General features: G+C 59.7%; 24 protein-coding genes and 3 tRNA genes. 16 read left to right on the top strand and 11 right to left on the bottom strand.

Translation table 11 applies throughout. The annotated features are described in order from the left end of the window. Positions 1–123 precede the first annotated feature (123 nt). Positions 124–1,560: an aspartate ammonia-lyase gene (aspA, locus tag N6G83_RS44165; protein WP_004929659.1), complete on the bottom strand. Its 1,437-nt coding sequence runs from the start codon at positions 1,558–1,560 to the stop codon at positions 124–126. 370 nt (positions 1,561–1,930) lie between these two features. On the opposite strand from aspA, the gene N6G83_RS44160 reads away from it, so the two are divergent. From N6G83_RS44160 to N6G83_RS44140, 5 genes are all read left to right on the top strand, one after another. Beyond that, complete coding sequence (locus N6G83_RS44160) at positions 1,931–2,419, top strand: FxsA family protein (protein WP_073531328.1); 489 nt, start codon at positions 1,931–1,933, stop codon at positions 2,417–2,419. Positions 2,420–2,608: 189 nt separating this feature from the next. Continuing rightward, positions 2,609–2,902, top strand: a complete 294-nt coding sequence (locus N6G83_RS44155; RefSeq protein WP_004929661.1) for a co-chaperone GroES — start codon at positions 2,609–2,611, stop codon at positions 2,900–2,902. A 44-nt stretch (positions 2,903–2,946) separates the two neighbouring features. After that, positions 2,947–4,593 carry a chaperonin GroEL gene (groL, locus tag N6G83_RS44150; protein ID WP_004929662.1) on the top strand — a complete coding sequence of 549 codons (1,647 nt, stop codon included), beginning with the start codon at positions 2,947–2,949 and terminating at the stop codon, positions 4,591–4,593. A gap of 225 nt (positions 4,594–4,818) precedes the next feature. Then, complete coding sequence (locus tag N6G83_RS44145; RefSeq protein WP_089196434.1) at positions 4,819–6,444, top strand: methyl-accepting chemotaxis protein; 1,626 nt, start codon at positions 4,819–4,821, stop codon at positions 6,442–6,444. Between the two features lie 303 nt (positions 6,445–6,747). After that, entirely contained in the window at positions 6,748–7,092 is a 345-nt protein-coding gene (locus N6G83_RS44140; protein WP_025305007.1) for a DUF4156 domain-containing protein, read from the top strand. Positions 7,093–7,175: 83 nt separating this feature from the next. On the opposite strand, the gene epmB is transcribed toward N6G83_RS44140, so the two are convergent. After that, on the bottom strand, positions 7,176–8,204 hold the full coding sequence (gene epmB, locus N6G83_RS44135; protein ID WP_049209618.1) for an EF-P beta-lysylation protein EpmB: 1,029 nt from the start codon (positions 8,202–8,204) through the stop codon (positions 7,176–7,178). Between the two features lie 42 nt (positions 8,205–8,246). Between epmB and efp the strand changes: the two genes are divergently transcribed. The 4 genes from efp to sugE all read left to right on the top strand — a co-directional run bounded on the left by efp (position 8,247) and on the right by sugE (position 9,777). Continuing rightward, positions 8,247–8,813: an elongation factor P gene (efp, locus tag N6G83_RS44130; RefSeq protein WP_004929666.1), complete on the top strand. Its 567-nt coding sequence runs from the start codon at positions 8,247–8,249 to the stop codon at positions 8,811–8,813. Between the two features lie 70 nt (positions 8,814–8,883). After that, positions 8,884–9,015, top strand: a complete 132-nt coding sequence (locus tag N6G83_RS44125; RefSeq protein ID WP_004929667.1) for an entericidin A/B family lipoprotein — start codon at positions 8,884–8,886, stop codon at positions 9,013–9,015. Positions 9,016–9,135: 120 nt separating this feature from the next. Beyond that, on the top strand, positions 9,136–9,267 hold the full coding sequence (locus N6G83_RS44120) for an entericidin A/B family lipoprotein (protein WP_004929668.1): 132 nt from the start codon (positions 9,136–9,138) through the stop codon (positions 9,265–9,267). A gap of 192 nt (positions 9,268–9,459) precedes the next feature. Continuing rightward, the gene (gene sugE / locus N6G83_RS44115) at positions 9,460–9,777 is read left to right on the top strand and encodes a quaternary ammonium compound efflux SMR transporter SugE (RefSeq protein WP_004929669.1); all 318 of its coding nucleotides are present in this window, start codon (positions 9,460–9,462) and stop codon (positions 9,775–9,777) included. Here sugE and blc read toward each other — a convergent pair. The 5 genes from blc to frdA all read right to left on the bottom strand — a co-directional run bounded on the left by blc (position 9,771) and on the right by frdA (position 13,691). After that, positions 9,771–10,304 carry an outer membrane lipoprotein Blc gene (gene blc / locus N6G83_RS44110; protein WP_049205241.1) on the bottom strand — a complete coding sequence of 178 codons (534 nt, stop codon included), beginning with the start codon at positions 10,302–10,304 and terminating at the stop codon, positions 9,771–9,773. The two genes, sugE and blc, sit on opposite strands and share 7 nt — an antisense overlap. A gap of 84 nt (positions 10,305–10,388) precedes the next feature. Then, entirely contained in the window at positions 10,389–10,748 is a 360-nt protein-coding gene (gene frdD, locus N6G83_RS44105; protein ID WP_004929672.1) for a fumarate reductase subunit FrdD, read from the bottom strand. Between the two features lie 12 nt (positions 10,749–10,760). Continuing rightward, on the bottom strand, positions 10,761–11,153 hold the full coding sequence (gene frdC / locus N6G83_RS44100; protein WP_025305010.1) for a fumarate reductase subunit FrdC: 393 nt from the start codon (positions 11,151–11,153) through the stop codon (positions 10,761–10,763). A gap of 14 nt (positions 11,154–11,167) precedes the next feature. Beyond that, positions 11,168–11,902, bottom strand: a complete 735-nt coding sequence (locus N6G83_RS44095) for a succinate dehydrogenase/fumarate reductase iron-sulfur subunit (protein WP_004929676.1) — start codon at positions 11,900–11,902, stop codon at positions 11,168–11,170. Then, the gene (gene frdA / locus N6G83_RS44090; RefSeq protein ID WP_049209616.1) at positions 11,895–13,691 is read right to left on the bottom strand and encodes a fumarate reductase (quinol) flavoprotein subunit; all 1,797 of its coding nucleotides are present in this window, start codon (positions 13,689–13,691) and stop codon (positions 11,895–11,897) included. Before frdA ends, N6G83_RS44095 begins: the two co-directional genes overlap by 8 nt. A gap of 385 nt (positions 13,692–14,076) precedes the next feature. Between frdA and epmA the strand changes: the two genes are divergently transcribed. Then, positions 14,077–15,054: an elongation factor P--(R)-beta-lysine ligase gene (gene epmA, locus N6G83_RS44085; RefSeq protein WP_025305012.1), complete on the top strand. Its 978-nt coding sequence runs from the start codon at positions 14,077–14,079 to the stop codon at positions 15,052–15,054. 67 nt (positions 15,055–15,121) lie between these two features. Here epmA and mscM read toward each other — a convergent pair whose 3' ends face one another. The 3 genes from mscM to rsgA form a co-directional block, all read right to left on the bottom strand. Beyond that, on the bottom strand, positions 15,122–18,469 hold the full coding sequence (mscM, locus tag N6G83_RS44080; RefSeq protein WP_049205242.1) for a miniconductance mechanosensitive channel MscM: 3,348 nt from the start codon (positions 18,467–18,469) through the stop codon (positions 15,122–15,124). Between the two features lie 13 nt (positions 18,470–18,482). Next, positions 18,483–19,376, bottom strand: coding sequence for an archaetidylserine decarboxylase (asd, locus tag N6G83_RS44075; RefSeq protein WP_025305014.1), 894 nt, complete (start codon positions 19,374–19,376; stop codon positions 18,483–18,485). Between the two features lie 76 nt (positions 19,377–19,452). Beyond that, positions 19,453–20,502: a small ribosomal subunit biogenesis GTPase RsgA gene (gene rsgA, locus N6G83_RS44070; protein WP_004929686.1), complete on the bottom strand. Its 1,050-nt coding sequence runs from the start codon at positions 20,500–20,502 to the stop codon at positions 19,453–19,455. Between the two features lie 245 nt (positions 20,503–20,747). On the opposite strand from rsgA, the gene orn reads away from it, so the two are divergent. The 4 genes from orn to N6G83_RS44050 all read left to right on the top strand — a co-directional run bounded on the left by orn (position 20,748) and on the right by N6G83_RS44050 (position 21,833). Further along, entirely contained in the window at positions 20,748–21,293 is a 546-nt protein-coding gene (gene orn / locus N6G83_RS44065) for an oligoribonuclease (protein ID WP_033641618.1), read from the top strand. Between the two features lie 192 nt (positions 21,294–21,485). Next, a tRNA-Gly gene (locus N6G83_RS44060) sits at positions 21,486–21,561 on the top strand. 66 nt (positions 21,562–21,627) lie between these two features. After that, positions 21,628–21,703: transfer RNA gene (locus tag N6G83_RS44055), tRNA-Gly, on the top strand. A gap of 54 nt (positions 21,704–21,757) precedes the next feature. Continuing rightward, positions 21,758–21,833, top strand: a tRNA-Gly gene (locus N6G83_RS44050). A gap of 311 nt (positions 21,834–22,144) precedes the next feature. On the opposite strand, the gene queG is transcribed toward N6G83_RS44050, so the two are convergent. Next, positions 22,145–23,284, bottom strand: coding sequence for a tRNA epoxyqueuosine(34) reductase QueG (gene queG, locus N6G83_RS44045; protein WP_025305015.1), 1,140 nt, complete (start codon positions 23,282–23,284; stop codon positions 22,145–22,147). Between queG and nnr the strand changes: the two genes are divergently transcribed. Further along, on the top strand, positions 23,283–24,797 hold the full coding sequence (gene nnr / locus N6G83_RS44040) for a bifunctional ADP-dependent NAD(P)H-hydrate dehydratase/NAD(P)H-hydrate epimerase (protein ID WP_025305016.1): 1,515 nt from the start codon (positions 23,283–23,285) through the stop codon (positions 24,795–24,797). The two genes, queG and nnr, sit on opposite strands and share 2 nt — an antisense overlap. Positions 24,798–24,807: 10 nt before the next feature. Next, positions 24,808–25,278, top strand: coding sequence for a tRNA (adenosine(37)-N6)-threonylcarbamoyltransferase complex ATPase subunit type 1 TsaE (gene tsaE, locus N6G83_RS44035; protein WP_025305017.1), 471 nt, complete (start codon positions 24,808–24,810; stop codon positions 25,276–25,278).

Here is a 25,278-nt window from a genome sequence, read left to right as displayed (position 1 = left end):
TGTTTACTCCTTAAAATGAGAGAAATTGAAAATCAAACGTTAAAATTTTGTGGGCGCCGGAAAGTAAAAAGGCACGCTATCCAGAGGATTTAGCGTGCCTTTCAGGGCTACCGGGTAGGTCTGTTATTGTTCATTTTCATCCGTATAGCGTTTAGCTTTATAAGCCGGGTGCATCAGGTTCTCCACGGAGAAGATGTCATCCAGCTCGGCTTCGGTCAGCAGGCCGCGTTCCAGCACCACTTCGCGCACGCTCTTGCCGGTTTCGGCGCAGATCTTCCCGACGATGTCACCGTTGTGGTGGCCAATGAACGGGTTCAGATAGGTGACGATACCGATCGAGTTGAAGACGTAGTGTTCGCAGACTTCTTTATTCGCGGTGATGCCGTTAATGCATTTTTCCAGCAGGTTGTAGCAGGCGTTGGTCAGGATGTGGATCGACTCGAACATCGCCTGGCCGATCACCGGCTCCATCACGTTCAGCTGCAGCTGGCCCGCTTCGGCCGCCATGGTAACGCAAGTGTCGTTGCCAATCACCTTGAAACACACCTGATTGACCACTTCCGGCACCACCGGGTTCACTTTGGCCGGCATGATGGACGACCCCGCCTGCAGCTCCGGCAGGTTGATTTCGTTCAGGCCGGCGCGGGGGCCGGAGGAGAGCAGGCGCAGATCGTTACAGATTTTGGACAGTTTCACCGCCAGGCGTTTGAGTGCGCTGTGCACCATCACGTAGGCGCCGCAGTCGGAGGTGGCTTCGATCAGGTCTTCCGCCGGCACCACCGGCAGGCCGCTGACTTCCGCCAGTTTTTGCACCGCCAGCGGCTGATAGCCTTCCGGGGTGTTGAGCGCGGTGCCGATGGCGGTGGCGCCCAGGTTAACTTCCAGCAGCAGCTCCGCGGTGCGGTGCAGGTTGCGGGTCTCTTCGTTCAGCAGCACGCTGAAGGCGTGGAATTCCTGGCCGAGGGTCATCGGCACCGCGTCCTGCAGCTGGGTGCGGCCCATTTTCAGGATGGTTTCGAACTCTTTCGCCTTGCGATCGAAGCCTTCACGCAGCTGGTTGATGGCGTCGATCAGTTTCTGGTTGGAGGCGTACACCGCGATGCGGAACCCGGTCGGGTAGGCGTCGTTGGTGGACTGGCACTTATTGAGGTGATCGTTCGGGTTCAGGTACTGGTATTCGCCTTTTTGATGGCCCATCAGCTCCAGGCCGATGTTCGCCAGCACTTCGTTGGTGTTCATGTTCAGCGAGGTGCCTGCGCCGCCCTGGAACACGTCCACCGGGAATTGATCCATGCACTTGCCTTTATCCAACACCTCGTCGCAGGCCTGGATGATCACGTCGGCGATTTTGCGCGGGATGGTTTTGAGTTCTTTATTGGCCATCGCCGCGGCCTTTTTCACCATCACCATGCCGCGAACGAACTCGGGGACATCGCTGATTTTGCTGTTGCTGATATAGAAGTTTTCAATCGCACGCAGAGTGTGAACTCCGTAGTAAGCGTCTGCGGGGACTTCACGTGTTCCTAACAGGTCTTCTTCGATACGAATGTTGTTTGACATGAGAACCTTCTCTATGTGTTGCTGCCGAATTAATAATTTGTCAGGTCAAGGCTAGTAAGGGCACAGCCTAAATTAATGTTGCCGAAGGCTTGGGGCGTGAAACGATTAACCAAATCGCCCGTTGCTGCCCAGATCATATGCTGGTTGGTAAGAAATGACTGAACCCAGATCACCTTATGGTGTTTAAGGATATGCCCTTTTCCGGTTCTGTGACTTCTTTCACGTTTGTGAACTTTAGCAATAAAAACCGGCTCTCGGTTGAAATGGTGGGGTGATGCCCTCATTGTAATGGTGTCGGCCGTTTACGGCCTCTTTTTTCGCGCTGTCGCCCCCATGGCGGCCGTGCTTTATCTACCGATAGGAGAACCAGGTGCGCTGGTTACCGCTACTGCTGATATTTCTGCTGGCTTACATAGAAATATCCATTTTTATCAAAGTCGCCGCCGTGCTCGGCGTGGCTGTCACCCTGCTGCTGGTGGTGTTCAGCTCCTGCGTCGGCATTTCGCTGGTGCGCAATCAGGGCATGAAAACCTTCGTGCAGATGCAGCAAAAACTGGCGGCCGGCGAAAGCCCGGCGGCGGAAATGGTGAAAAGCGTTTCGCTGGTGCTGGCGGGCTTCCTGCTGCTGATACCGGGCTTCTTCACCGATTTCCTCGGCCTGTTGCTGCTGCTGCCGCCGGTGCAAAAATCGCTGACGCTGAAGCTGATGCCGCACCTGTCGGTGTATCGCCCCGGCGGTTGGACCGGAGGCGACGCCGCCAACGGCAATACCTTCGACGGCGAATTCCAGCGCAAGGACGACGATCGCCCGGTGCTGGAACACCGCCCGGACGAGGATCGCAAACCTCACGATCGTTAAGCAAACGCGGCTCAGGCCGCGTTTTTCATCTCTGCGGCACTCGTCGGACCAAAAATGCGAAATTTTTTTTGTTCGCCCCCTTGAAGGGGGCTGGAACGCCCCCATCTCAAATGCCACGAGGCCGGTAATAACAACCATCCGGTGTACAACCCTAAATCTGATAGAGACCTTCTTACAGGAGAGCGTTCAATGAGTATTCGTCCATTGCATGACCGCGTTATCGTCAAGCGCAAAGAAGTTGAATCAAAATCTGCTGGCGGCATCGTCCTGACTGGCTCTGCTGCGGGTAAATCCACTCGCGGTGAAGTGGTTGCAGTGGGTAAAGGGCGTGTGCTGGAAAACGGCAACATCCAACCGCTGGATGTGAAAGTTGGCGATATCGTGATTTTCAACGACGGCTACGGCGTGAAAGCAGAGAAGATCGACAATGAAGAAGTGTTGATCATGTCCGAAAGCGACATTCTGGCAATTGTTGAAGCGTAATTGCGCTTTATCTTCTGAACTGAACGAGTTGAAGGGAAATACCAATGGCAGCTAAAGACGTAAAATTCGGCAATGACGCTCGCGTGAAAATGCTCCGCGGCGTGAATGTTCTCGCTGATGCAGTAAAAGTGACCCTGGGCCCGAAAGGCCGCAACGTAGTGCTGGATAAATCTTTCGGCGCACCGACCATCACCAAAGACGGCGTTTCCGTTGCGCGTGAAATCGAGCTGGAAGACAAGTTCGAGAACATGGGCGCACAGATGGTGAAAGAAGTGGCCTCCAAAGCGAACGACGCGGCGGGCGACGGCACCACCACTGCAACCGTACTGGCTCAATCCATCATCACCGAAGGCCTGAAAGCGGTTGCTGCAGGCATGAACCCGATGGATCTGAAGCGCGGCATCGACAAAGCGGTTGTCGCTGCGGTTGAAGAACTGAAAAAACTGTCCGTACCTTGCTCCGATTCCAAAGCTATCGCTCAGGTCGGCACCATCTCCGCCAACTCCGACGAAACCGTGGGTAAACTGATCGCGGAAGCGATGGAGAAAGTGGGCAAAGAAGGCGTTATCACCGTTGAAGAAGGCACCGGCCTGCAAGACGAGCTGGACGTGGTTGAAGGTATGCAGTTCGACCGCGGTTACCTGTCTCCATACTTCATCAACAAGCCGGAAACCGGTTCTGTTGAGCTGGAAAGCCCGTTCATCCTGCTGGCCGACAAGAAGATCTCCAACATCCGCGAAATGCTGCCGGTGCTGGAAGCCGTTGCCAAAGCAGGCAAACCGCTGCTGATCATCGCTGAAGACGTAGAAGGCGAAGCGCTGGCGACCCTGGTGGTCAACACCATGCGCGGCATCGTGAAAGTGGCTGCCGTTAAGGCGCCTGGCTTCGGCGACCGTCGTAAAGCCATGCTGCAGGACATCGCTACCCTGACTGCCGGTACCGTTATCTCTGAAGAGATCGGTCTGGAACTGGAAAAAGCCACCCTGGAAGATCTGGGTCAGGCGAAACGCGTTGTCATCAACAAAGACACCACCATCATCATCGATGGCGTGGGCGACGAAGCGACCATCCAGGGCCGCGTTGCTCAAATTCGTCAGCAGATCGAAGAAGCGACCTCTGACTACGATCGTGAAAAACTGCAGGAGCGCGTAGCGAAACTGGCCGGCGGCGTTGCCGTTATCAAGGTTGGCGCAGCCACTGAAGTTGAAATGAAAGAGAAGAAAGCCCGCGTTGAAGACGCCCTGCACGCAACCCGCGCCGCAGTGGAAGAAGGCGTGGTTGCCGGCGGCGGCGTCGCGCTGATCCGCGTTGCAGGCAAAATCGCTGCGCTGAAAGGCGACAACGAAGACCAGAACGTGGGTATCAAAGTTGCGCTGCGCGCAATGGAAGCCCCTCTGCGTCAGATCGTGGTCAACGCCGGTGAAGAAGCTTCCGTTATCGCCAACCAGGTGAAAGCGGGCGAAGGCAGCTACGGCTACAACGCTTACTCTGAAGAATACGGCGACATGATCGCGATGGGTATCCTGGATCCGACCAAAGTGACCCGTTCTGCTCTGCAGTACGCGGCTTCCGTGGCTGGCCTGATGATCACCACCGAATGCATGGTCACCGACCTGCCGAAGGCTGACGCACCGGATCTGGGCGCAGCAGGCGGCATGGGTGGCATGGGCGGTATGGGCGGCATGATGTAATCATCCCCCACACGCTTGTGTGCTGAGAACCCCGGTCAAACGACCGGGGTTTTTTTTATCTTAAAAATCAATAAAAAGAATGTTTATTTAGCCTGTTATTAGTTCACTGAATGAATTATTGCATTATTTTGTTTTTACCCTAAACCGTTGTCGTTTCGTACCGATATAGCCCCTACCAGGCGGGGAATTTCCCCTCGCCGGTGTGACTGTCAACGGAGACGACTTATGCTGAAAAATATGAAAATAGCCACCTGGCTGATGATGATGCTGTTGCTGCTGGGCTTGATGCCCATGGGAACCGGCGCCATTGCCTTCTATTTCATGCAGCAAAACGGCCACAGTATCGACAGGATGAGCACGTTCTCCGACGAGGAAGCGGCGCTTAACCGCAGTTGGCGTGCTTTGCTGCAAACGCAGACGCTGATCGACAACATGGCGTTCGAGCGCTGGGCGCAGACCAGCAGAGCCGATATTCAGCAGGGAATCGATGAGGCGCGCGGTGAGCTGCGCAGCGCCGACGTCGCGTTCAACCTGTTTTGGGAGACGCCGGGCCTGACGGTATCGCGCCCGGATCTGGGCGAGGCGATGAAAAAGGTTTACCTGGCGCAGCAGGCGGTGCTGAAGCTAGAACTGACGCTGTTGGCCGACACGCCACAGACGGCGCTGATCGAGCGGCTGCACGCCATGGCGACAGAGAAGCGCCAGGTGCGCCAGCGGCTGGATAACCAGTTTGCCGACTACATGCGGGCCACGGTGGCCGCCCACCGTCTGGCAGTGGAAGAGGCGGAGCAGACCCAAAAAGTCTTCGCCCGCCTGCTGAGCGGCACCCTGGCAGCGATCCTGTTGCTGCTGGTCGCCGTGCAGCGTGATTTCCGCCGGCGCTTGATTCTGCCGCTGCGCCAGATCGCCGAACACTTGCAAAAGGTTGGGCGCGGCGATCTACGCAGCGAGATCGCGGTACGCAACAACAATGAGATCGGCATGCTGTTCGCCAGCCTACGGACGATGCAGCAGGAGCTGAGTGCGACCGTGCAGCAGGTGCGTGACGGTGTGGAGTCGATCAACCACGGTACGCACGAGATCGCCGTCGGCAACGCCGATCTCTCCAGCCGCACCGAAGAACAAGCCAGCGCGCTGACGGAAACCGCCGCCAGCATGGAGCAGATTACCGCCACGGTGCGGCAAAACGCCGATAACGCCACTCAGGCCGCCGGCATGGTCAATCAGACCGCCGGCATTGCCCGCAACGGCGAAACGCTGATGGCCAGCGCGATCGACAAGATGCGGGCGATCAACGACAGCGCGCGTCAGGTGGGGGATATTACCAGCGTGATCGACGGCATCGCCTTCCAGACCAACATTCTGGCGCTGAACGCCGCCGTCGAGGCCGCACGTGCCGGGGAGCAGGGGCGGGGTTTTGCGGTGGTAGCCGGCGAAGTGCGCAATCTGGCGCAGCGCTGCGCGACTTCGGCCAAGGAGATCAGCGGTCTGGTCGACGGCGTAACCGGCGATATCGCCGCCGGCGTGCGGCTGGTGGAACAGGCGGGCGAGACGATGAATGCCATCGTCGGCTCGGTGAACCAGGTGACGTCGCTGATGGATAACATCTCCTATGCGTCGGAAGAGCAAAGCAAAGGCGTCGAGCAGGTCGGGGTGGCGGTGACCCAGATGGATCAGGTGACCCAGCAGAACGCCGCGCTGGTGGAGGAGGTGGCGACCACCGCCGTCGGCGTGGAGGAACAGGCGGCCCTGCTGGCGCAGGCGGTGGCGGTATTCAAACTGGCGGAGGGGGAACCGCGCCAGGGCGACGTGGAGGCGCAGGCATCGGCGGCCGTTGCCGGTTGGGTATAACGCCGCCGCACTGTATTTGATGATATTTTTGCCGCCCGGGGCGATTTAGCTGGTAAACTGGTAAGTCATCAGCTGTCGCTCAAGACGTTGGCCCGCTCGCGCGGCAACGGATGCTTAAGAGATGGCATCGCTTTCTGATATACCCTATGAATTTCAAGTTGTAGCTAGGCGGCCAGCTCGTGAGTCCCCAGGCGCTTACTTGAGTAAGTAACTGGGGTGAGCGAGCGCAGTCAACAACGCTACAGCTTGAAAGGCGACGGGTAGAAGATTTTGCGTAATTCTCAACATCGAATGGGGAACAAGATGCGGATTAAAGCCTTACTGGGTCTTTCGGCAGCGATGCTGCTGGCGGGTTGCAGCACCACTCATGAACTGACCGCTGCGGGTCAGCAGATCAAGTTCACCGACAGCAAGCCGGCGGCGGAATGCCAGCTGCTGGGGGAAGTGACCGGCACCCAGAGCAACTGGCTGTCCGGCAACGGCGGTGAAGGCAGCTCCATGCGCGGTGCGGCCAACGATCTGCGCAACAAGGCGGCGGCCATGGGCGGCAACGTGATCTACGGCGCCAACAGCCCGAGCCAGAATCTGCTCTCCAGCTTCGCACCGCTGGACAGCAAAATGGTCGGCCAGGTTTACAAGTGCCCGTAAGGCGCTGAGACCGCAGTCGCAAAGAGATAAAAAAAGAGGAATGCCACGGCATTCCTCTTTTTCGTTACGGCATTTGGCGCACGTCACTCCGGCATCAGGCGCAGGTCGATCGGCGTTTTGCTCGGTTCGCCGCCCACTTCACGCGTCAGGCGCGGCACCAGATAACCGGACACCTTGCTCAGCAGCGCCTGCATGATGACGCGCGCTTCATCGTCGCTGACCATGAAGTGCGCCGCGCCCTGCACCTTGTCCAGCACGTGGATGTAATAGGGCAGGATGCCGGCGTCGAACAGCGCGTTGCTGAGTGCCGCCAGCGTATCGGCATTGTCGTTGACGTCGCGCAGCAGCACGCTCTGGTTGAGCAGCGTGACGCCGGCGAGGCGCAGCTGGGCCATGGCGCTCTGCAGCTCGCGGTCGATTTCGTTGGCGTGGTTGATGTGCGTGACCATCAGCACCTGCAGGCGCGAGGCCGACAGCAGGCGGCACAGCGCTGGCGTAATGCGCGCCGGGATCACCACCGGCAGACGGGTGTGAATGCGCAGGCGTTTCAGGTGCGGAATGGCCTCCAGCTCGCCGACCAGCCACTCCAGCTCGCTGTCTTTGGCCATCAGCGGATCGCCGCCGGAAAAAATGATCTCGTCCAGTTCCGGGTGTTGGCGGATATAATCCAGCGCCTGCCGCCAGTTGTTCTTGTTGCCCTGATTATCCTGATAGGGGAAGTGACGGCGGAAACAGTAACGGCAGTTGACCGCACAGCCGCCTTTGACCAGCAGCAGCGCGCGATTGCGGTATTTGTGCAGCAGGCCCGGCACCACGCTGCGCTGTTCATCCAGCGGATCGGTGGTGAACCCTGGGGCGTTGATGAACTCCTCTCTGGCGGTCAGCACCTGGCGCAGCAGCGGGTCGTTGGCATCGCCGGGGCGCATGCGCGCAGCGAAGGCGCGCGGCACGCGCAGGGCAAACAGCCGACGGGCATCGCGCCCCTGCGGCAGTTCCGGGTGCGTATTCAGTGACAAAAGCTGCAGTAATTCATCGGGATCGGTAATAACATCGGCGAGTTGATGCAACCAATCTTCTCTATGTGCCGTACTTTGGGTTATAATGTGTGCCATTTTTTTGGCTAAGCTACCAGTTCAAATATTCAGAGGGCCATCATGGCGACTTATTCTAGCAACGATTTCCGTCCGGGTCTTAAAATCATGTTCGAGGGCGAACCTTACGCCGTCGAAGCCAGTGAGTTCGTTAAGCCGGGCAAAGGCCAGGCGTTCGCGCGCGTGAAAATGCGTCGTCTGCTGACCGGCACCCGCGTGGAAAAAACCTTCAAGTCTACCGATTCTTGCGAAGGCGCAGACGTGATGGACACCAACATGAACTACCTGTACAGCGACGGTGAGTTCTACCACTTCATGCACCCTGAGTCTTTCGAACAGCATCAGGTTGACGGCAAAACCGTCGGCGACGCGGCCAAATGGCTGCAGGATAACGCAGAGTGCATCATCACCCTGTGGGATGGCCGTCCAATCGCCGTTCAGCCGCCGAACTTCATCGAAGCGGAAATCACCGATACCGATCCTGGCCTGAAAGGCGATACCGCAGGGACTGGCGGCAAGCCGGCTACCCTGAGCACCGGCGCCGTGGTGAAAGTGCCGTTGTTCGTCCAGATCGGCGAAGTGATCAAGGTTGACACTCGCTCTGGCGAATACGTCTCTCGCGTTAAATAAGTTTCAAAACAGAGGAACCCACGCGGTTCCTCTGTTTTATCCTATCCCCGTTCGTTGGCAGAAAATCCGCATGTTCAAGAAAACGTTGTTGGCCGTGCTCTCCCTGTTGTTCCTTTTCTCCCTCAGCAGTTGCAATACGTTTCGCGGTTTCGGCGAAGACGTTCAGCATCTCGGCGGCGCCATCTCCCGCACGGCCAGCTGATCCCGCCTTTAACCCGATGTATTTGCGCCACAAAGCCGGTCACGATCCCACACCCTCCGTCAATTTTGACTACGCTTAGAAAGCCGTACTTTTTCATCAACGACAAATAAGGACTTTCTTATGCTGAAGAAAAGTATTATCGCGATCTTCTCTTTGATGATTTTGAGCTCGCTGACCGCCTGCAATACCACCCGCGGTGTGGGTGAAGACATTCAGGCCGGCGGCAAGGCTATTCAGCGCAGCGCGGAATAATCCGTTCTCTACCCGGCGGCGTTCCGGCTGCGGAGAGCCGCCACATTTCTATCCCTTGCCTGAGCGTTAACGCTGCTGCTATCCTGCCGCAGTGCGGGTGAGGTTACCCGTCATGCGTCACCTCGCTAAACGGGACGACCCGTTTACGCGTCATTTTATCGGGGACGACCCCAGTGGTAGGGAGGCCGTCTCATGGCCTGGATTATTCTGCTTATCGCCGGTTTGCTCGAAGTGGTTTGGGCTATCGGTCTGAAATACACCCACGGTTTTACCCGGCTGACGCCGAGCATCATCACCATCGCTGCGATGGTGGTCAGCATGTTGCTGTTGGCCAACGCCATGAAAACGCTGCCCGCCGGCACCGCCTATGCGGTGTGGACCGGCATCGGCGCGGTGGGTGCAGCCATCATGGGCATGGTGCTGTTGGGTGAATCGACCAATATTGCGCGCATCATCAGCCTGTGCCTGATCGTGGTCGGCATACTCGGGCTGAAGTTCAGCAGTCACTGATCGGCGGACTGTTGCACCCAGATCAGCTTGTCGGTGGCGAAACCGTAGCCTTTGGCCGTCTGCAATAAGCTGTCGCGTACGCTGGCGTCAAGCGTCGGCGTGCGCGACAGGATCCACAGATAGTCGCGGTTAGGGCCGCAAACCAGCGCGTAGCGATACGCCGGGTCCAGGGCAATCACGTTATAGCCGCCGTAGAAGGGGCCGAAGAACGACACTTTCAGCGCCGCGACCTGGGGTGAACCGATAAAGTAGGCTTTGCCTTCGCTTTCTTGCCATTGCTGTTTTTGCGCATTGAAGCCGCGATTGATGACTTTCAGCCCGCCGTCGGCGCGCGGGCTGTAATGGGCGGTCACCTGCTGCAAACCGCGTTCAAAACGATGATCCAGACGAGCGATCTCATACCAGGTACCGAGATAGCGCTGGCTGTCAAAGGGGGTCACGACCTTGATGTCTTTAGGCGGGGAGACGCTGCAGGCGACGGAGAGCAGGGCGGAAAGCATGACGCTAAGCTTTGACCATAAACGCATCGGTGACTCCTGTTTACCGGGGGCGAGTAGACAGTATAGCCGATGAGAAAAGGGCGGCCAACGGGCGTTGGCCACCCGAGCGGTTTACAGAGTGACGACGCCGATGACGGTGACGACGCTGAGGATTGCCGCCAGACCGTAGAACACCCACTTGCCGGCCGGCACGTGGATCTTCAGATCGTGCATCGCATGGTGGATGCGGTGCAGGCCGCACCACAGCGGCAGAATGATCATCAGCAGCAGGAACAGGCGGCCGATCAGGCTCTGGCAGAACGCCAGCACGCGCTCGTAACCCAGCGCTTCACCGGGGAACAGCCCCAGCGGCAGCAGAATGCCGACCAGCAGCACGATAGCCGGCGCGACGATCGCGCCCCACATGCCGCCGGCGCCGAACAATCCCCAGAAAACCGGCTCGTCGGAGCGTTTAGGTGCTTGATTTATCATGTTTCCTCCGGATTAGAACAGGGCCACGGCCAGGATGACCACGCTGACGACGATCGTGACGGCCCACAGCCCTTTCACGATGGGGCCCGGTCCCATTTTCTCGCTGTTGACCACGATATTGGCGGCCTTCGGCGCCAGATCGAACCAGGTTTTGGTGTGCAGCGCCGCCGCCAGCAATGCGACGACGTTGATTAACAGCACCAGCGGATTCTGCAAGAAACCGACGAAGCCGGCCCAGCTCTCGGCGCCGCCCTTCAACGCGAACACGCCGTAGAGCAGCACGATGCTGAACCAGACCGCTAGCACCGAGGTGCCTTCGCGCAGCATGTAGAAACGGTAAAAGCCGAGCTTTTGCCACCAGGTGGGCGTCATGGTGCGCACATAGGGCTTACGTTGAGTTGTCATGGCAATTTTCTCCCTTATTGCGGCTTCAGCATGGCGATCATGAAGTCTTTGGCGCTCTCCACCTTGCCTTGCTGGATAGCGGCGGCGGGATCGACGTGTTTCGGACAGACTTCGGAGCAATAGCCGACGAAGGTGCAGCTCCAGACGCCGTTTTGGCCGTTGAGCTGCGGCATGCGCTGTTTCTTGCCGTGGTCGCGGTTGTCCAGGTTATAACGGTGCGCCAGCGTGATCGCCGCCGGGCCGATAAACTCGGGGTTGAGGCCGAACTGCGGGCATGCCGCGTAGCACAGGCCGCAGTTGATGCAGCCGGAGAACTGGTGGTATTTGGCCATCTGCGCCGGAGTCTGCACGTTTGGGCCATCCTCCGGTTTGCGATCGTTGCCGATGATGTACGGTTTGATCGCCTCCAGGCTTTCGATGAAGTGGGTCATGTCGACCACCAGATCGCGCTCGATCGGGAAGTTGCCCAGCGCTTCAACCTTCATGCCGCCGACGTAGTCGCGCAGGAAGGTTTTGCACGCCAACTTCGGCACGCGGTTGACCATCATGCCGCAGGAGCCGCAGATCGCCATGCGGCAAGACCAGCGGTAGGAGAGGTCCGGCGCCAGGTTATCCTTGATGTAGCCCAGTGCATCGAGCAACGAGGTCTGTTCGTCGTAAGGCACGGCGTAAGTGACGAAATGCGGCTCGGCGTCGCTTTCCGGGTTATAGCGCATGACGTCGATCTTCAGGGTTTGCATCTCAGCCATTTGCCTGCTCCTTATTCTTTTTCTCCTGCGCTTCGGCTTCTGCGCCGTAGACGCGTTTGGCCGGCGGCAGCTTGGTGATTTTCACGTCGCTGTATTCGAGACGCGGCGCGCCCTGCGGGTTATGGAACGCCAGCGTATGCTTGAGGAAGTTGACGTCGTCACGCTCGGTGCAGCCTTCGTCCAGGCGCTGGTGGGCGCCGCGCGACTCTTTGCGGTTAAACGCGGAGTGCGCCATGCATTCGGCGACGTCCAGGCCATAGCCCAGCTCGATGGTGTACAGCAGATCGGTATTGAAGACGCTGGTGTTGTCGGTGATGTTGACGCGCTTGAAACGCTCTTTCAGCTCGGCCAGCTTATCGATGGTTTTTTGCATCAGCTCCGGCGTGCGGTAGATGCCGCAGCCTTCTTCCATCGACAGCCCCATTTCGTCGCGGATCTTCGCCCAGTTTTCGTTGCCTTCCTGCTTCATCAGGTTGCTCAGGCGGGTTTCGACGTCGCGGGTTTGCGCATCCAGCGCGCTGCCGTTGGCCGGCGCGGTCTCGAGCGCGCGGCGCGCGGCGTGTTCACCGGCGACGCGGCCGAACACCACCAGTTCCGCCAGCGAGTTGGAGCCGAGGCGGTTGGCGCCGTGCAGGCCGACGGAGGAGCACTCGCCGACCGCGAACAGCCCCTTGATGCGGGTTTCACAGTTCTGGTCGGTTTCAATGCCGCCCATAGTGTAGTGCGCGGTAGGGCGCACCGGGATCGGATCTTTCACCGGATCGACGCCGACGTAGGCCTTGGCCAGTTCGCAGATGAACGGCAGCCGCTCCAGCAGCTTTTTCTCGCCCAGGTGGCGCAGATCGAGGTAGACCACGTCGCCGCGCGGGGTGGCGATGGTGCGGCCGGCGCGCCATTCATGCCAGAAGGCCTGGGACACTTTATCGCGCGGGCCCAGCTCCATGTATTTGTTCTTCGGCTCGCCCAGCGGGGTTTCCGGGCCCATGCCGTAGTCTTGCAGGTAACGGTAGCCGTCTTTGTTCACCAGGATGCCACCTTCGCCGCGACAGCCCTCGGTCATCAGGATGCCGGAACCGGGCAGGCCGGTCGGGTGATACTGCACGAACTCCATGTCGCGCAGCGGTACGCCGTGGTGGAACGCCATGCCCATACCGTCGCCGGTAACGATGCCCCCGTTGGTGTTGTAGCGGTAGACGCGCCCGGCGCCGCCGGTGGCCATCACCACCGCGTTGGCGCGGATCTGCACGCGGGTGCCTTCCATCATGTTGAGCGCCACCAGACCACGCGCCTGGCCGTCATCCACCAGGATATCCAGCACGAAGTGCTCGTCGAAGCGTTGGATCTGCGGATATTTCAGCGAGGTCTGGAACAGGGTGTGCAGCATGTGGAAGCCGGTCTTGTCGGCGGCGAACCAGGTGCGTTCGATCTTCATGCCGCCGAAGCGCCGCACGTTGACCGACCCGTCCGGTTTGCGGCTCCACGGGCAGCCCCACTGCTCGAGCTGGGTCATCTCGCGCGGGCACTGATGCACGAAGTGATCGACCACGTCCTGCTCGCACAACCAGTCGCCGCCGGCGACGGTGTCGTTGAAGTGGTAGTCGAAGGTATCGTGATCCTGGGTGACGGCGGCGGAGCCCCCCTCGGCGGCGACCGTGTGGCTGCGCATCGGATAGACCTTAGAGATCAGCGCGATTTTCAGTTGGGGATTGGCTTCCGCTGCGGCTATTGCTGCACGTAAACCAGCGCCCCCGGCCCCAATAATGGCAAGATCGGCGTTAAAGGTTTGCACTGCATTCCTCCAATGTTCTTGTTAAGAACGGCAAGTTAAATATCTATGCTTAAAATTTAGCGAACTCTTCGGGTGCTAACTAATTGAACCGATTAATGTTGCTTAAAGGTTAAGGATAGATATCTCCCACCAATAATGGGGAATTAACTATACCTAAAGTTAAGTAGTCGAAATTTGATGTGATCGATTGTTTTGTCGATTAACGCTCGACCAACAGGCTTGCCTGTTTTTTTGCGCGTTTGGCCTGCTTTACCCTTTTTAACGCGCTTTTGCCGCCCATTTATCGGAAATTGGCGTTATGGACGGTTGTGCATCGTGAAGAATTTGTTTGGCTGCAAGGATGCGAGTAGACTGCATCCCCTGTTTGATTTCGGAGTTAATTACCATGAGCGAAACGGCAAGCTGGCAGCCTAGTGCACCCATCGCCAATTTGTTGAAACGCGCAGCGATTCTGGCTGAGATCCGGCGTTTCTTCGCCGATCGTGGCGTGCTGGAAGTTGAGACGCCCACCATGAGCCAGGCGACGGTCACCGACGTTCACCTGTTCCCGTTCGAGACGCGTTTCGTCGGGCCGGGGGCGGCAGAGGGCCTGACGCTATACATGATGACCAGCCCGGAATATCACATGAAGCGCCTGTTGGCGGCGGGCAGCGGCCCGATCTACCAAATGGGGCGCAGCTTCCGCAATGAAGAAGCCGGGCGGCATCACAACCCGGAATTCACCATGCTGGAGTGGTACCGTCCGCACTACGACATGTACCGCCTGATGAACGAGGTGGACGATCTGCTGCAACAGGTGCTGGACTGCGAGAGCGCGGAGACCCTGTCCTATCAGCAGGCGTTCCTGCGCCATCTGGACATCGATCCGCTGTCGGCGGAGAAGGCGCAGCTGCGTGAAGCGGCAGCCAAACTCGATCTGAGCAACATCGCCGATACCGAAGAAGACCGTGATACGTTGTTGCAGCTGCTGTTCACCGTGGGCGTGGAGCCGCATATCGGCCGTGAAAAACCGGCGTTCGTGTACCACTTCCCGGCCAGCCAGGCGGCGCTGGCGGAGATCAGCACCGAAGACCACCGCGTGGCGGAGCGTTTCGAGGTGTATTTCAAGGGCATTGAGCTGGCGAACGGTTTCCGCGAGCTGACCGACGGCCGTGAACAACAGCAGCGCTTCGAGCAGGACAACCGCAAACGTGCGGAGCGCGGCCTGCCGCAGCAGCCGATCGACTACAACCTGTTGGCGGCGTTGCAGCACGGCATGCCGGAATGCTCCGGCGTGGCGCTGGGCGTGGATCGCCTGGTGATGCTGGCGCTGGGCGCCGAGAGCCTGAGCGAAGTATTAGCCTTCCCAGTCGGGATCGCCTGAGTTTCAGGCGGTAAGAAAAGCAAAAAAGGCCGGCATTTGCCGGCCCTTTTTTTATCGCGAGAAACGCTTACAGCCCCCCGGCGTCGCGCTTGGTGTTCGGCGCCGGCGTGGACGGCGGCGTACGGCCGTTGTTGGTCAACCGCGACAGCGTCTCGGTGCGCACCTGGAACGGCGGGTACGGCAGCGTGATGCCGTGCTCGCGGTAGCCCGCCAAGATCAACTGGTGGATCTCGTGACGCAGCGGCATACGGTGGCCCATCTCGGCGGCGTAAATACGCATCTCGAAGATCTGGATGCCCTGTTGCAGATCGACCAGGTAAACCTCCGGCGCCGGGTTATCCAGCACCAGCGAGCAGCGCTCGGCGGCGTTCATCAGGATCTTGGTCACTTCTTCGCTGTTGGCTTCGCCCGGCGCCGGTACGGTCAGCACCACACGGGTCAGGGTGTCGGACAGCGACCAGTTGACGAACTGTTCGGTGATGAAGGCTTTGTTCGGCACGATGATCTCTTTGCGGTCCCAGTCCGAGATGGTGGTGGCGCGGGTGTTGATCTTGGTGACGGTACCGGTCAGGTTGCGGATCGTCACGGTGTCGCCGATGCGGATCGGTTTCTCGAACAGGATGATCAGGCCGGAGATGAAGTTGGAGAAGATCTCCTGCATGCCGAAGCCCAACCCCAGACTGAGCGCGGTAACCACCCACTGCAGTTTCGACCATTCGATGCCGATCCAGGCGAAGCTGAGCACCGCGCCGAACACCAGCAACAGGTACTTGGTGATGGTGGTAATGGCGTAGCCGGTGCCCGGCGTCAGATCCAGGTGCTGCAGCACTGCCAACTCCAGCAGCGCCGGCAGGTTGCGCACCAGCTGCATGGTGATGATCAACACCAGAATGGCGATCAGAACCGCGCCGAGAGTGATTGGATGGGCGGTTTCCACGCCGTTCACCGTCGAGGTCACGTCCCACAGCGAGATGTTTTCCAGGAAGGCGAACGCGGAGTGGATCTCCGACCACAGCACGATCACCGACACCAGCGCGATCAGCGTCAGGATCGAGCGCACCAGCCGCAGCGACTGGGCGCTGATGGTGTCCAGATCGAAGTCCGAATCGTCCGGATCGATGGCGCCTTCAGTGCTGTTCGGGGTGTGCGAGGTTTCGTCTTCGCCGCGGGCGCGCTGGGCCAGGATGTCGGCGCGGCGCTGTTTGGCGCGATCGAAGGCGATGCGCCGCCGTTGGATCAGCATCCAGCGGCGGATGATGTGGTAGATGACCAGCAGCAGGAACCAGATCGCTACCGAGGTTTCCAGGCGCGCCAACAGCGCCTGCGCGGTGGTGAGGTAACCGACGGTCGAGGCCAGTGCCGCCAATAGCGGCGCCGACAGCAGCAGCCCCCAGAAGGCGCTGTTGAGCATGTTGTCGCCGGAGCCGTTTTTATCCAGATACAGCGGGATACCGGCGCGCTTCAGGCTGTGGGTGACCAGCGCCAGCGCCAGACACAGCAGGATGAAGCACAGCCGTCCCAGCGTGTTGGCGAACTCGCGTTCTTTCAGGCTATCGAAAGTGATCAGCGCCATGATCAGCGGCACGATCAGCCAGATCGACATCTTGTAGTAGCGCATGGCGCGCGAAACCTGCTTCGCCGGCCAGCGGAAGTGCACGATGAACAGCCCCTGAGGGTGGGCGAAGGCGGCGCAGATCATGCAGATCCACAGGATCGGCAGCGTGGCGGTCACCCCTTTGCCGATCGCTTCCGCCACCGGGTAGTTCCAGGCGCTCTGCAGACCGTAACCGAGCGCGGCCCATAGCACTGGCAGCGGCATCGCCACCAGAATCGACCAGAATACGGTGCGCACCGTCAGGAAGAATTCGTCCTGCGTCACCTTGCCGACGCGGCTGCTGGCGCGCTCGAGGAAGGCGTGATAGTGCTTGCGCGAACTGATGCTGAAAATCACCAACAGCAGGGCGCCGAAGATCGGGATCAGCGTTTCGCGGCTGGTCACCATCATCATGAAGGCGCCGCCGAGCTGCGACAGCGTGTCCAGCGACAGGACGCGGGTCAGATCGTGCGCCACGTTGAGCGGGTAGGAAAAGTTGATCGGATTAACGTCCGGCACCCAGAACAGATAGCGGTGGGTGGCGTCGCGGATCTCGTTCAACGCTTCGATCAGCTGGGTGTTGGCCACCTTCAGCTTGGTCAGCTCGAGGATTTGGGTGTCGCAACCGGACAGCAACGAGTTGAGCAGTTCGCGCTGGGTGCGCAGCTGAGCATCGACGATGCGCTGCTCCTGGTTGGTCAGCGCGCTGCCGTCGTCGCGTTTGAATTCGCGCTGCGACAGTTTTTCCAGTTGATTTTCAAACTGCAGGCGCTGCACGCGCAGCTGGGCCATGTCGCCGTCCAGCTGTTGTGGCTTGGGCATTTCCGGCAGCGTCGCCACCTGAGCGCGCAGGGTTTCCCCTAACGCCGACGACGAGCCGAGCCACTGGGCCTGTTCGATAATGGTGCTCAGCGCCTGGCGCACCTGCAGCGTCTGCGCCGCCGCCTGCCGCTGCTGCGATGAAATCAGATCCATGCGCTGCGCCTGGCTGTTCAGCGCGGCGGACAGTTCGCGGTTGATCTGCAGCTGTTGGCTGAGGCTTTTTGGCAAATCGCCGTTCTGCTCGGCCAGCTGCTCGGTTTTTTCCAGCGCCAGTTCCGCTTCGCGTTGGCGCTGGGCGTTGAGGTTGTTGCGCAGCGCCTGCAGCTGAACGTCTATTTTCTCGTGGCGCTTTTTATAGACCTCGGCGCGCATGCGCGCCAGCTCCTGACGGTTGTTGGCCGACAGCTGCGCCAGCTCCAGCTCGTCCACTTTGGCTTTGCGCGCCGCGGCTTCGGTCTGCAGCAGGGCCAGGGCGGCCTGCGCGTACGGGGTGGTCGGGTTGGCGGGCTGCGCCTGCAGACGGCGCTGCACTTCGGTCAGCGCGCGGCGGGCGTCGGTCTGCTGCTGCGGCAGTTGGCCGAGCGAATCGCTGATTTCCCGCGTGCGATCCTGCTCTTGCTGCAGCAGGCGCGCCTGTTCCAGCAGCAGGCTGCTGGTTTGCAGAATCTGCTGTTCCAGCTCGGCGGCCGGCAGATCGTCGCCGTTCGGCAGGATCTTGTTGCTTTCCAGCACCAACTGACGGCGCAGCTCCTGCGTCATCTTCGGGAAATCGTCGATCACCCTCTGATACTGCTCGGAGCGAGTCTGCGACTCTTTACGCTCCGTCAGCCAGTTGAGGGCGCTTTGCAGCGCCTCGGTGGTTTCCGCCTGATTCGGCGCGTTTTTGCTGCTTTCCGCCTGCTTCAGCTCCTGTTTGAGCTGGTTCTCGGTCGGTACGGGGGCGGCCAGCGCCGGTTGCCACAGCAGGCAACCGAGCAAAAGCGTGATGATCAGGCGCACGGCGTCGATTCCTTTAGAGCGGGGTCTGTGGTGTTTCAGCGGCGGCCGGGATTTCGGCGAAGGCCTCACCCATGCGGGTGACGGTGCCGTTATGCAGCTGCGGCGCAAACTGCACGCTGCCTGCGGTAAACAGGTTGATCACCGTGGAGCCGAGTTTGAAACGGCCCATCTCGGCGCCTTTTTCCAGCGCGATGGCGCCTTCTTCGCCGGCGGCCGGGTAGGTCCAGCGTTTGATGATGCCTTCGCGCGGCGGCGTGACGGTGCCGGCCCAGATGGTTTCGATGCTGCCGACGATGGTGGCGCCGACCAGGATTTGCACCATCGGCCCGATGTCAGTGTCGAATACGCAGATCACGCGCTCGTTGCGAGCGAACAGGTTAGGCACGTTGGCGGCGGTGAGCGGGTTGACCGAGAACAGATCGCCCGGCACATAGATCATTTCGCGCAGTACGCCGGCGCACGGCATGTGTACGCGGTGATAGTCGCGCGGTGCCAGGTAGGTAGTGGCGAACAGGCCGTTGCGGAACGGCTCGGCCAACAGGTAGTTGCCGGCCAGCAGTGCTTCCAGGCTGTAGTGGTGGCCTTTGGCCTGGAAGATTTGATCCTCGCGGATCGGGCCGAGCTGGCTGATGGCGCCATCGGCAGGCAGCGCCAGCCAGTTGGCGTCGGCGATGATCGGGCGCGCGCCATCGCGCAGCGGGCGCACGAAGAAGTCGTTGAAGGTAGCGTAAGACGTCAGGTCCGGGTTTTGCGCTTCCTGCATGTCCACGCGGTAGTAGCGGGCGAAGGTTTTGACCACCAGTTGGGTCAGCCAGCCTGCCTGTTTGTCGGCGCCCCAGCCCGCCAGGCGGGTCAGCGCCAGCTTCGGTAGCCAATATTGCAGTTTAATCTTGATGCTATCCAGCACGTTAACCTCGTGAATCAGGGTAAAGGGCGCGCATTGTAACGAGGGCCTCGCCGTCGTCAATGCTCGCCCGTCAGTGTCAGTCTGCGGCGTCCGTGAAGTTCTTGCGAACCTTCACCTGAGCCATGCTTTCCAGAATGCGGTGATAGTTGTCGAAACGCTCTTCCGCGATATCGCCTTTCTCCATCGCCGCGCGGATGGCGCAGCCGGGATCGGTATCGTGGCGGCAGTCGCGGAATTTGCAACCGCCTAAATAATCACGGAATTCGACAAAGCCGCGGGTGATTTGTTCCGGCTCCAGGTGCCACAGGCCAAACTCGCGCACCCCCGGGGAGTCGATCACGTCGCCACCGTGCTGGAAATGGTACAGCCGCGCGGCGGTGGTGGTATGTTGCCCGAGGCCCGAGACGTCGGAAACCTGATTTACCAGAATTTGCTCTTCAGACGGCGGCAGCAGCGCGTTCAGCAGGCTGGACTTGCCGACTCCCGACTGGCCGGCGAAGATGCTGATGCGCCCGGCGAGCGCCTGTTCGAATTCCGCCATGCCTTCCCGCGTCTGGCTGGAGACTTCCAGCACCCGGTAGCCAATCTTGCGATAGATATCCATCATGCCGTCGACCAGCTTGCGCGCTTCGGCGTCCAGCAGGTCAATTTTGTTGAGCACGATCAGCGGCTCGACTTCGAGCGTTTCGCAGGCCACCAGATAGCGGTCGATGATGTTCAGCGACAGCTCGGGCAGGATCGCCGACACGATGACGATCTGATTGATATTGGCGGCGATCGGTTTCACGCCGTCGTAGAAGTCCGGGCGCGTCAGCACCGAGGTGCGCTCGTGCACCGCTTCCACAATGCCTTTTACCCCTTCATGGGTGCCCAGGCCGGGGCGCCACACCACGCGATCGCCGGTGACCAGCGAACGCAGCGTGCGGCGGATATTGCAGCGGTGCTGAGTGCCATCCGGCGCCTCAACGTCGGCGTGCATGCCGAAACGGCTGATGACGACGCCTTCCTGCGGCTCGCCCAGTTGGGAATCATCCGGTTCCGGTTTGTTATCAGCGCGTTTCAGACGGCGCTGATGGTTCGCCTGCACGCGGCGTTGCTGACCTTTGGACAGTTTGTTCTTACTCACTGCGCCTCACTTGAATCGGTTTTATACCTTTACGTATACGCACAGCCGCGGCGGGGGACTTGCCCCGGGCGCAGCCTTGAACCCGTCAGGGTATATGTCGCCGATGGCGACCAAAAAGACTATGATACACGCTATTTTATATTAAATAACCGTTGTTAGCCGCCGGCTGCGGCGTGTCGCCATCGGCGGCGGCCGTCGTCTCGTCCGCACAGCGTTTTTCTCTCGGCTTTTAGGCAGGAAACATCATGACAGCAAACGAAAATAACCTGATTTGGATCGATCTGGAGATGACCGGGCTGGATCCCGAGCGTGACCGCATTATCGAGATCGCCACGCTGGTCACCGACGCCAACCTGAACATCCTGGCGGAAGGGCCGGTGATCGCCGTGCACCAATCCGACGAGCAGCTGGCCTTGATGGACGAGTGGAACGTGCGCACCCATACCGGCAGCGGGCTGGTGGAGCGGGTGAAAGCCAGCCGCCAGGACGATCGCGCCGCTGAGCTGGAAACGATAGCCTTCCTGCAGCAGTGGGTACCGGCCGGCAAATCGCCGATCTGCGGCAACAGCGTGGGCCAGGATCGCCGTTTCTTGTTCCGTTATATGCCGGAGCTGGAGGCCTACTTCCATTACCGCTATCTGGACGTCAGCACGCTGAAGGAGCTGGCGCGCCGTTGGAAGCCTGAAATTCTCGGCGGCTTTAAGAAGCAGGGCACCCATCAGGCGCTGGATGACATCCGTGAATCGGTGGCCGAACTGGCTTATTACCGCGAACATTTCATTCAGCTTTAAGGCGATGACGGCCCCTGCGGGGAAAAAACGCCGTTTTTAGCCGCTTAATTCGCCAATCTGGCGCTTTAATCGGCAATCAAACAAAAATCGCGTTTTTTTGCTTTCAGGGGCTTGCGACAAAAAGGATTTCTCGTATAATGCGCACCCCGTACCGATGAAGAATTTCGTAACGTTCCACCATCGATACGCCGGGCGGGAATAGCTCAGTTGGTAGAGCACGACCTTGCCAAGGTCGGGGTCGCGAGTTCGAGTCTCGTTTCCCGCTCCAAATTCAACAATGTCGCGATGCGGCATGATGAATAAATAAAGCAGTATCAAGCAGTACCTATGCGACGCGGGAATAGCTCAGTTGGTAGAGCGCAACCTTGCCAAGGTTGAGGTCGCGAGTTCGAGCCTCGTTTCCCGCTCCAAAAATTCAAAGGTCACGCCAGTGTTTGGTGGCCGGATGCCAAAAGCATCTCAATGCGGGAATAGCTCAGTTGGTAGAGCACGACCTTGCCAAGGTCGGGGTCGCGAGTTCGAGTCTCGTTTCCCGCTCCAATTTTCTCTTCGTTTCAAACTCAAATCCAACGCCTTATCCGGCGCGGGTTTTTGTCCCGTTTTACACGCCTGGTAAAAATGTTGTAAACAGAGTTATCCACAGCCTCTGTACATAAACTCGCCTGCCTGAAAAATCAACGTCATACAAATTAAATATTTATCTATTTGATTTATATGCTTATTTATTTATCCCAAAACGTTATGCCGATCACTTGCTCTTTTTGTTGCAGTTGAAAGACAACGTGTTTTTATTTTTATGCACAAATCCACAGAGTGAGTCTTCCGGCGATACGCCTGAATGGCGTACGCCGTCAGGCATCCCTTGGCAAACCTTTTTCCACAGCCCGTATCAGCCGCTTTTTCTGCGCCGTCTGCACCTCGATACCCTGCGCTTCGCGGCGAGCGAGCTGTTGCGCCAGCGCCCAGTGGATATGTTCATCCAGCATGGCGTCTTGGCCCAAACGCGTGCGCAGTGCGAGCACGATGCTGTCTTCGTAGGGCGCATTGCCCAGCGCCACGGCGATATTGCGCAGCCAGCGCAGGTGGCCGATGCGGCGTATCGCCGAGCCTTCGGTGATGCGCAGGAATTTTTCTTCCGTCCAGTTGAACAGATCGAGCAGCTGCGGCGCATGCAGCGCGGCGCGGGGGCTGAAATCGTCTTCGTCGGTGAGCTGAGAAAAGCGGTTCCACGGGCAAATCAGCTGGCAGTCGTCGCAGCCGTAGATGCGGTTGCCGAGCAGCGGACGGAATTCTTCCGGGATCGCGCCTTCCAGCTCGATGGTCAGGTAGGAGATGCAGCGCCGGGCATCGACGGTGTAGGGCGCGACGATGGCGCCGGTCGGGCAGGTGGTGATGCAGGCAACGCAGCGGCCGCACTGCTCTTCCTGCGGCTGATCCACCGGCAATGGCAGGTCGATCAGCAGTTCGCCGAGGAAAAACCACGACCCGGCTTCACGGTTGAGAATTAGTGAGTGTTTACCAACCCAGCCAATGCCCGCTTTGGCGGCCAGCGCGCGCTCCATCACCGGCGCAGAATCGACAAAGGGGCGAAAATTCAACTCGCCGCAGTATTCCTGGATCTGATCGCCCAGCTTTTTCAGACGCTGGCGCAACAGCTTGTGATAATCGCGCCCCAGCGCATAGCGGCTGACGTAGCCCAATTGCGGGTTCTGCAGGGTGCTGGCGAACGCCGCCTTGGCCGGCAGGTAGTTCATGCGCACGCTGATCACCCGCAGCGTGCCCGGCAACAGCTCGTGAGGGCGTGCGCGCAGCATGCCGTGGCGCGCCATCCACTCCATCTCGCCGTGGTACTGTTTGTCGAGCCAGGCCTGCAGCTTCGGCTCTTCCAGGCTGAGATCGGTATCGCAGATGCCAACCTGCTGGAATCCTAGCGATTGCCCCCATTGCTTGATATGTTGGGCGAGTTGATGGAGATCGAGGGGGTGCGTCATGACGGGCCACAGTGAAAAAGCATACGCTGACAGTTTACCACACTCTGTCTGGCCTGCGGATTGGATCCGTCGTTCGGAACCTGCGGCGGCGGCCTCGCTCGGTCTTTCTCTTTACGATTTAATGCTGCGCGCCGGTCAGGCGGCCTACGTACTGGCGCGCGACACTTATCCCTCCTGCAACCACTGGCTGGTGCTCTGTGGCCACGGCAACAACGGCGGCGACGGCTATGTGGTGGCGCGTTTGGCGAAGGCGGCGGGCGTGCAGGTGACGGTGATCGCCTGCGAAGGCGCACGCCCTTTGCCGCCGGAGGCCGCAGCGGCCCGCGAGGCCTGGCTGGCTGCCGGCGGCGACATTCTGCCGGCGAACAGCCGCTGGCCGGCGTCTGTTTCGCTCATCATTGATGGCCTGCTAGGCACCGGCCTGGGCAGCGCGCCGCGTGCGCCCTACGACGCGCTGATCGAGGCCGTCAACCGCCATTCGGCGCCGGTGGTGGCGCTCGATATTCCGTCCGGCCTGCTGGCGGAAAGTGGCGCGACGCCGGGTCCGGTCGTGCGTGCCGCGCACACCATCACGTTCATTGGCCTCAAGCCGGGTTTGCTGACCGGGCAAGCGCGCGACTGGGTCGGGCAACTTCATCAGAATACGCTAGGCTTATCGGATTGGCTGGCGAAGCAACCGGAGCAGATTCAGCGGCTTACCGCCGAGGTGTTACCGCGCTGGCTGCATCCGCGTCGTCCCTGTGCCCATAAAGGCGAGCATGGCCGTCTGCTGTTGGTGGGCGGCGATCGCGGGTTCGGTGGCGCCATTCGCATGGCGGCGGAAGCGGCGCTGCGCAGCGGGGCTGGGTTGGTGCGAGTGCTTACTCACATTGAGCACGTCGCGCCGCTGCTGGCGGCCCGGCCGGAGCTGATGGCGCAGGCGCTGGACGAGGCGACGCTTCGGCAGGCGATGCAATGGGCGGATGTGCTGGTGATCGGTCCGGGGCTTGGCCAGGCTGAGTGGGGCAAAAATGCCTTGAACGTGCTGCAAACCAGCGATAAACCGGCCTTGTGGGACGCCGATGCGCTGAACTTGCTGGCATTAAATCCCGAGAAACGGCAGAATCGCGTGATGACTCCGCATCCTGGAGAGGCTGCGCGGCTGTTGAGCTGCAGCACTGTCGACATCGAGAGTGATCGCTTACTTGCCGTGCGCAAGCTGACGGCACGCTACGGCGGCGTGGCGGTGCTAAAAGGCGCCGGTACGCTGATCGCCGATGAGCAGGGGCAGATGGCGATCGCCGACGTCGGCAACGCCGGCATGGCCTCCGGCGGCATGGGCGATGTGCTGTCGGGCATCATCGGCGGTTTGCTGGCGCAAAAGCTCTCGCTGTATGATGCCGCCTGTGCGGGCTGCGTCGTACACGGCGCGGCCGGCGATCGCGTAGCGGAAAGACAAGGAACAAGAGGCATGTTGGCGACCGATTTACTGCCGGACATCCTTCATTTCGTTAACCCTGAGTGGGCAAAATAGACTTTATCGAATGAAAGAACTCGTTTTACCTCTGCCGGACGAGGCAGCGACTGTCGCTTTGGGCACCACTTTGGCCAAGGCCTGCGATCGCGCCAGCGTCATCTATCTCTACGGCGACCTGGGCGCCGGTAAAACCACCTTCAGCCGTGGTTTCCTGCAGGCGTTGGGGCATCAGGGCAACGTCAAAAGCCCAACCTACACGCTGGTGGAACCCTATGCCTTGCAGCCGCTGGCGGTGTATCACTTCGATCTGTATCGCCTGGCCGATCCGGAAGAGCTTGAATTTATGGGCATTCGCGATTACTTCGCGCAAGACGCCATCTGCCTGGTCGAATGGCCGCAGCAGGGCACTGGCGTGCTGCCGGAGCCGGATCTGGCGCTGCACCTCAGCTATCAGGGCGAGGGGCGAGAGGCGAAGATCGAGGCGATTTCCGCATACGGCAGCCAGCTGTTAGACCGCATTCATGGATCACAGGGATGA

The organism is Serratia sp. PL7 (genome assembly GCF_945957435.1).
Note: the sequence above shows the minus strand (reverse complement) of the source record. Positions and strands in the feature narration are given on the sequence as shown.

What these genes read in the sequence shown, in the direction of transcription:
- aspA (WP_004929659.1), bottom strand. Translation starts at nt 1,560, where the DNA reads ATGTCAAACAACATTCGTATCGAAGAAGACCTGTTAGGAACACGTGAA.
- N6G83_RS44155 (WP_004929661.1), top strand. Translation starts at nt 2,609, where the DNA reads ATGAGTATTCGTCCATTGCATGACCGCGTTATCGTCAAGCGCAAAGAA.
- groL (WP_004929662.1), top strand. Translation starts at nt 2,947, where the DNA reads ATGGCAGCTAAAGACGTAAAATTCGGCAATGACGCTCGCGTGAAAATG.
- N6G83_RS44145 (WP_089196434.1), top strand. Translation starts at nt 4,819, where the DNA reads ATGCTGAAAAATATGAAAATAGCCACCTGGCTGATGATGATGCTGTTG.
- N6G83_RS44140 (WP_025305007.1), top strand. Translation starts at nt 6,748, where the DNA reads ATGCGGATTAAAGCCTTACTGGGTCTTTCGGCAGCGATGCTGCTGGCG.
- epmB (WP_049209618.1), bottom strand. Translation starts at nt 8,204, where the DNA reads ATGGCACACATTATAACCCAAAGTACGGCACATAGAGAAGATTGGTTG.
- efp (WP_004929666.1), top strand. Translation starts at nt 8,247, where the DNA reads ATGGCGACTTATTCTAGCAACGATTTCCGTCCGGGTCTTAAAATCATG.
- N6G83_RS44125 (WP_004929667.1), top strand. Translation starts at nt 8,884, where the DNA reads ATGTTCAAGAAAACGTTGTTGGCCGTGCTCTCCCTGTTGTTCCTTTTC.
- N6G83_RS44120 (WP_004929668.1), top strand. Translation starts at nt 9,136, where the DNA reads ATGCTGAAGAAAAGTATTATCGCGATCTTCTCTTTGATGATTTTGAGC.
- sugE (WP_004929669.1), top strand. Translation starts at nt 9,460, where the DNA reads ATGGCCTGGATTATTCTGCTTATCGCCGGTTTGCTCGAAGTGGTTTGG.
- blc (WP_049205241.1), bottom strand. Translation starts at nt 10,304, where the DNA reads ATGCGTTTATGGTCAAAGCTTAGCGTCATGCTTTCCGCCCTGCTCTCC.
- frdD (WP_004929672.1), bottom strand. Translation starts at nt 10,748, where the DNA reads ATGATAAATCAAGCACCTAAACGCTCCGACGAGCCGGTTTTCTGGGGA.
- frdC (WP_025305010.1), bottom strand. Translation starts at nt 11,153, where the DNA reads ATGACAACTCAACGTAAGCCCTATGTGCGCACCATGACGCCCACCTGG.
- N6G83_RS44095 (WP_004929676.1), bottom strand. Translation starts at nt 11,902, where the DNA reads ATGGCTGAGATGCAAACCCTGAAGATCGACGTCATGCGCTATAACCCG.
- epmA (WP_025305012.1), top strand. Translation starts at nt 14,077, where the DNA reads ATGAGCGAAACGGCAAGCTGGCAGCCTAGTGCACCCATCGCCAATTTG.
- orn (WP_033641618.1), top strand. Translation starts at nt 20,748, where the DNA reads ATGACAGCAAACGAAAATAACCTGATTTGGATCGATCTGGAGATGACC.
- nnr (WP_025305016.1), top strand. Translation starts at nt 23,283, where the DNA reads ATGACGGGCCACAGTGAAAAAGCATACGCTGACAGTTTACCACACTCT.
- queG (WP_025305015.1), bottom strand. Translation starts at nt 23,284, where the DNA reads ATGACGCACCCCCTCGATCTCCATCAACTCGCCCAACATATCAAGCAA.
- tsaE (WP_025305017.1), top strand. Translation starts at nt 24,808, where the DNA reads ATGAAAGAACTCGTTTTACCTCTGCCGGACGAGGCAGCGACTGTCGCT.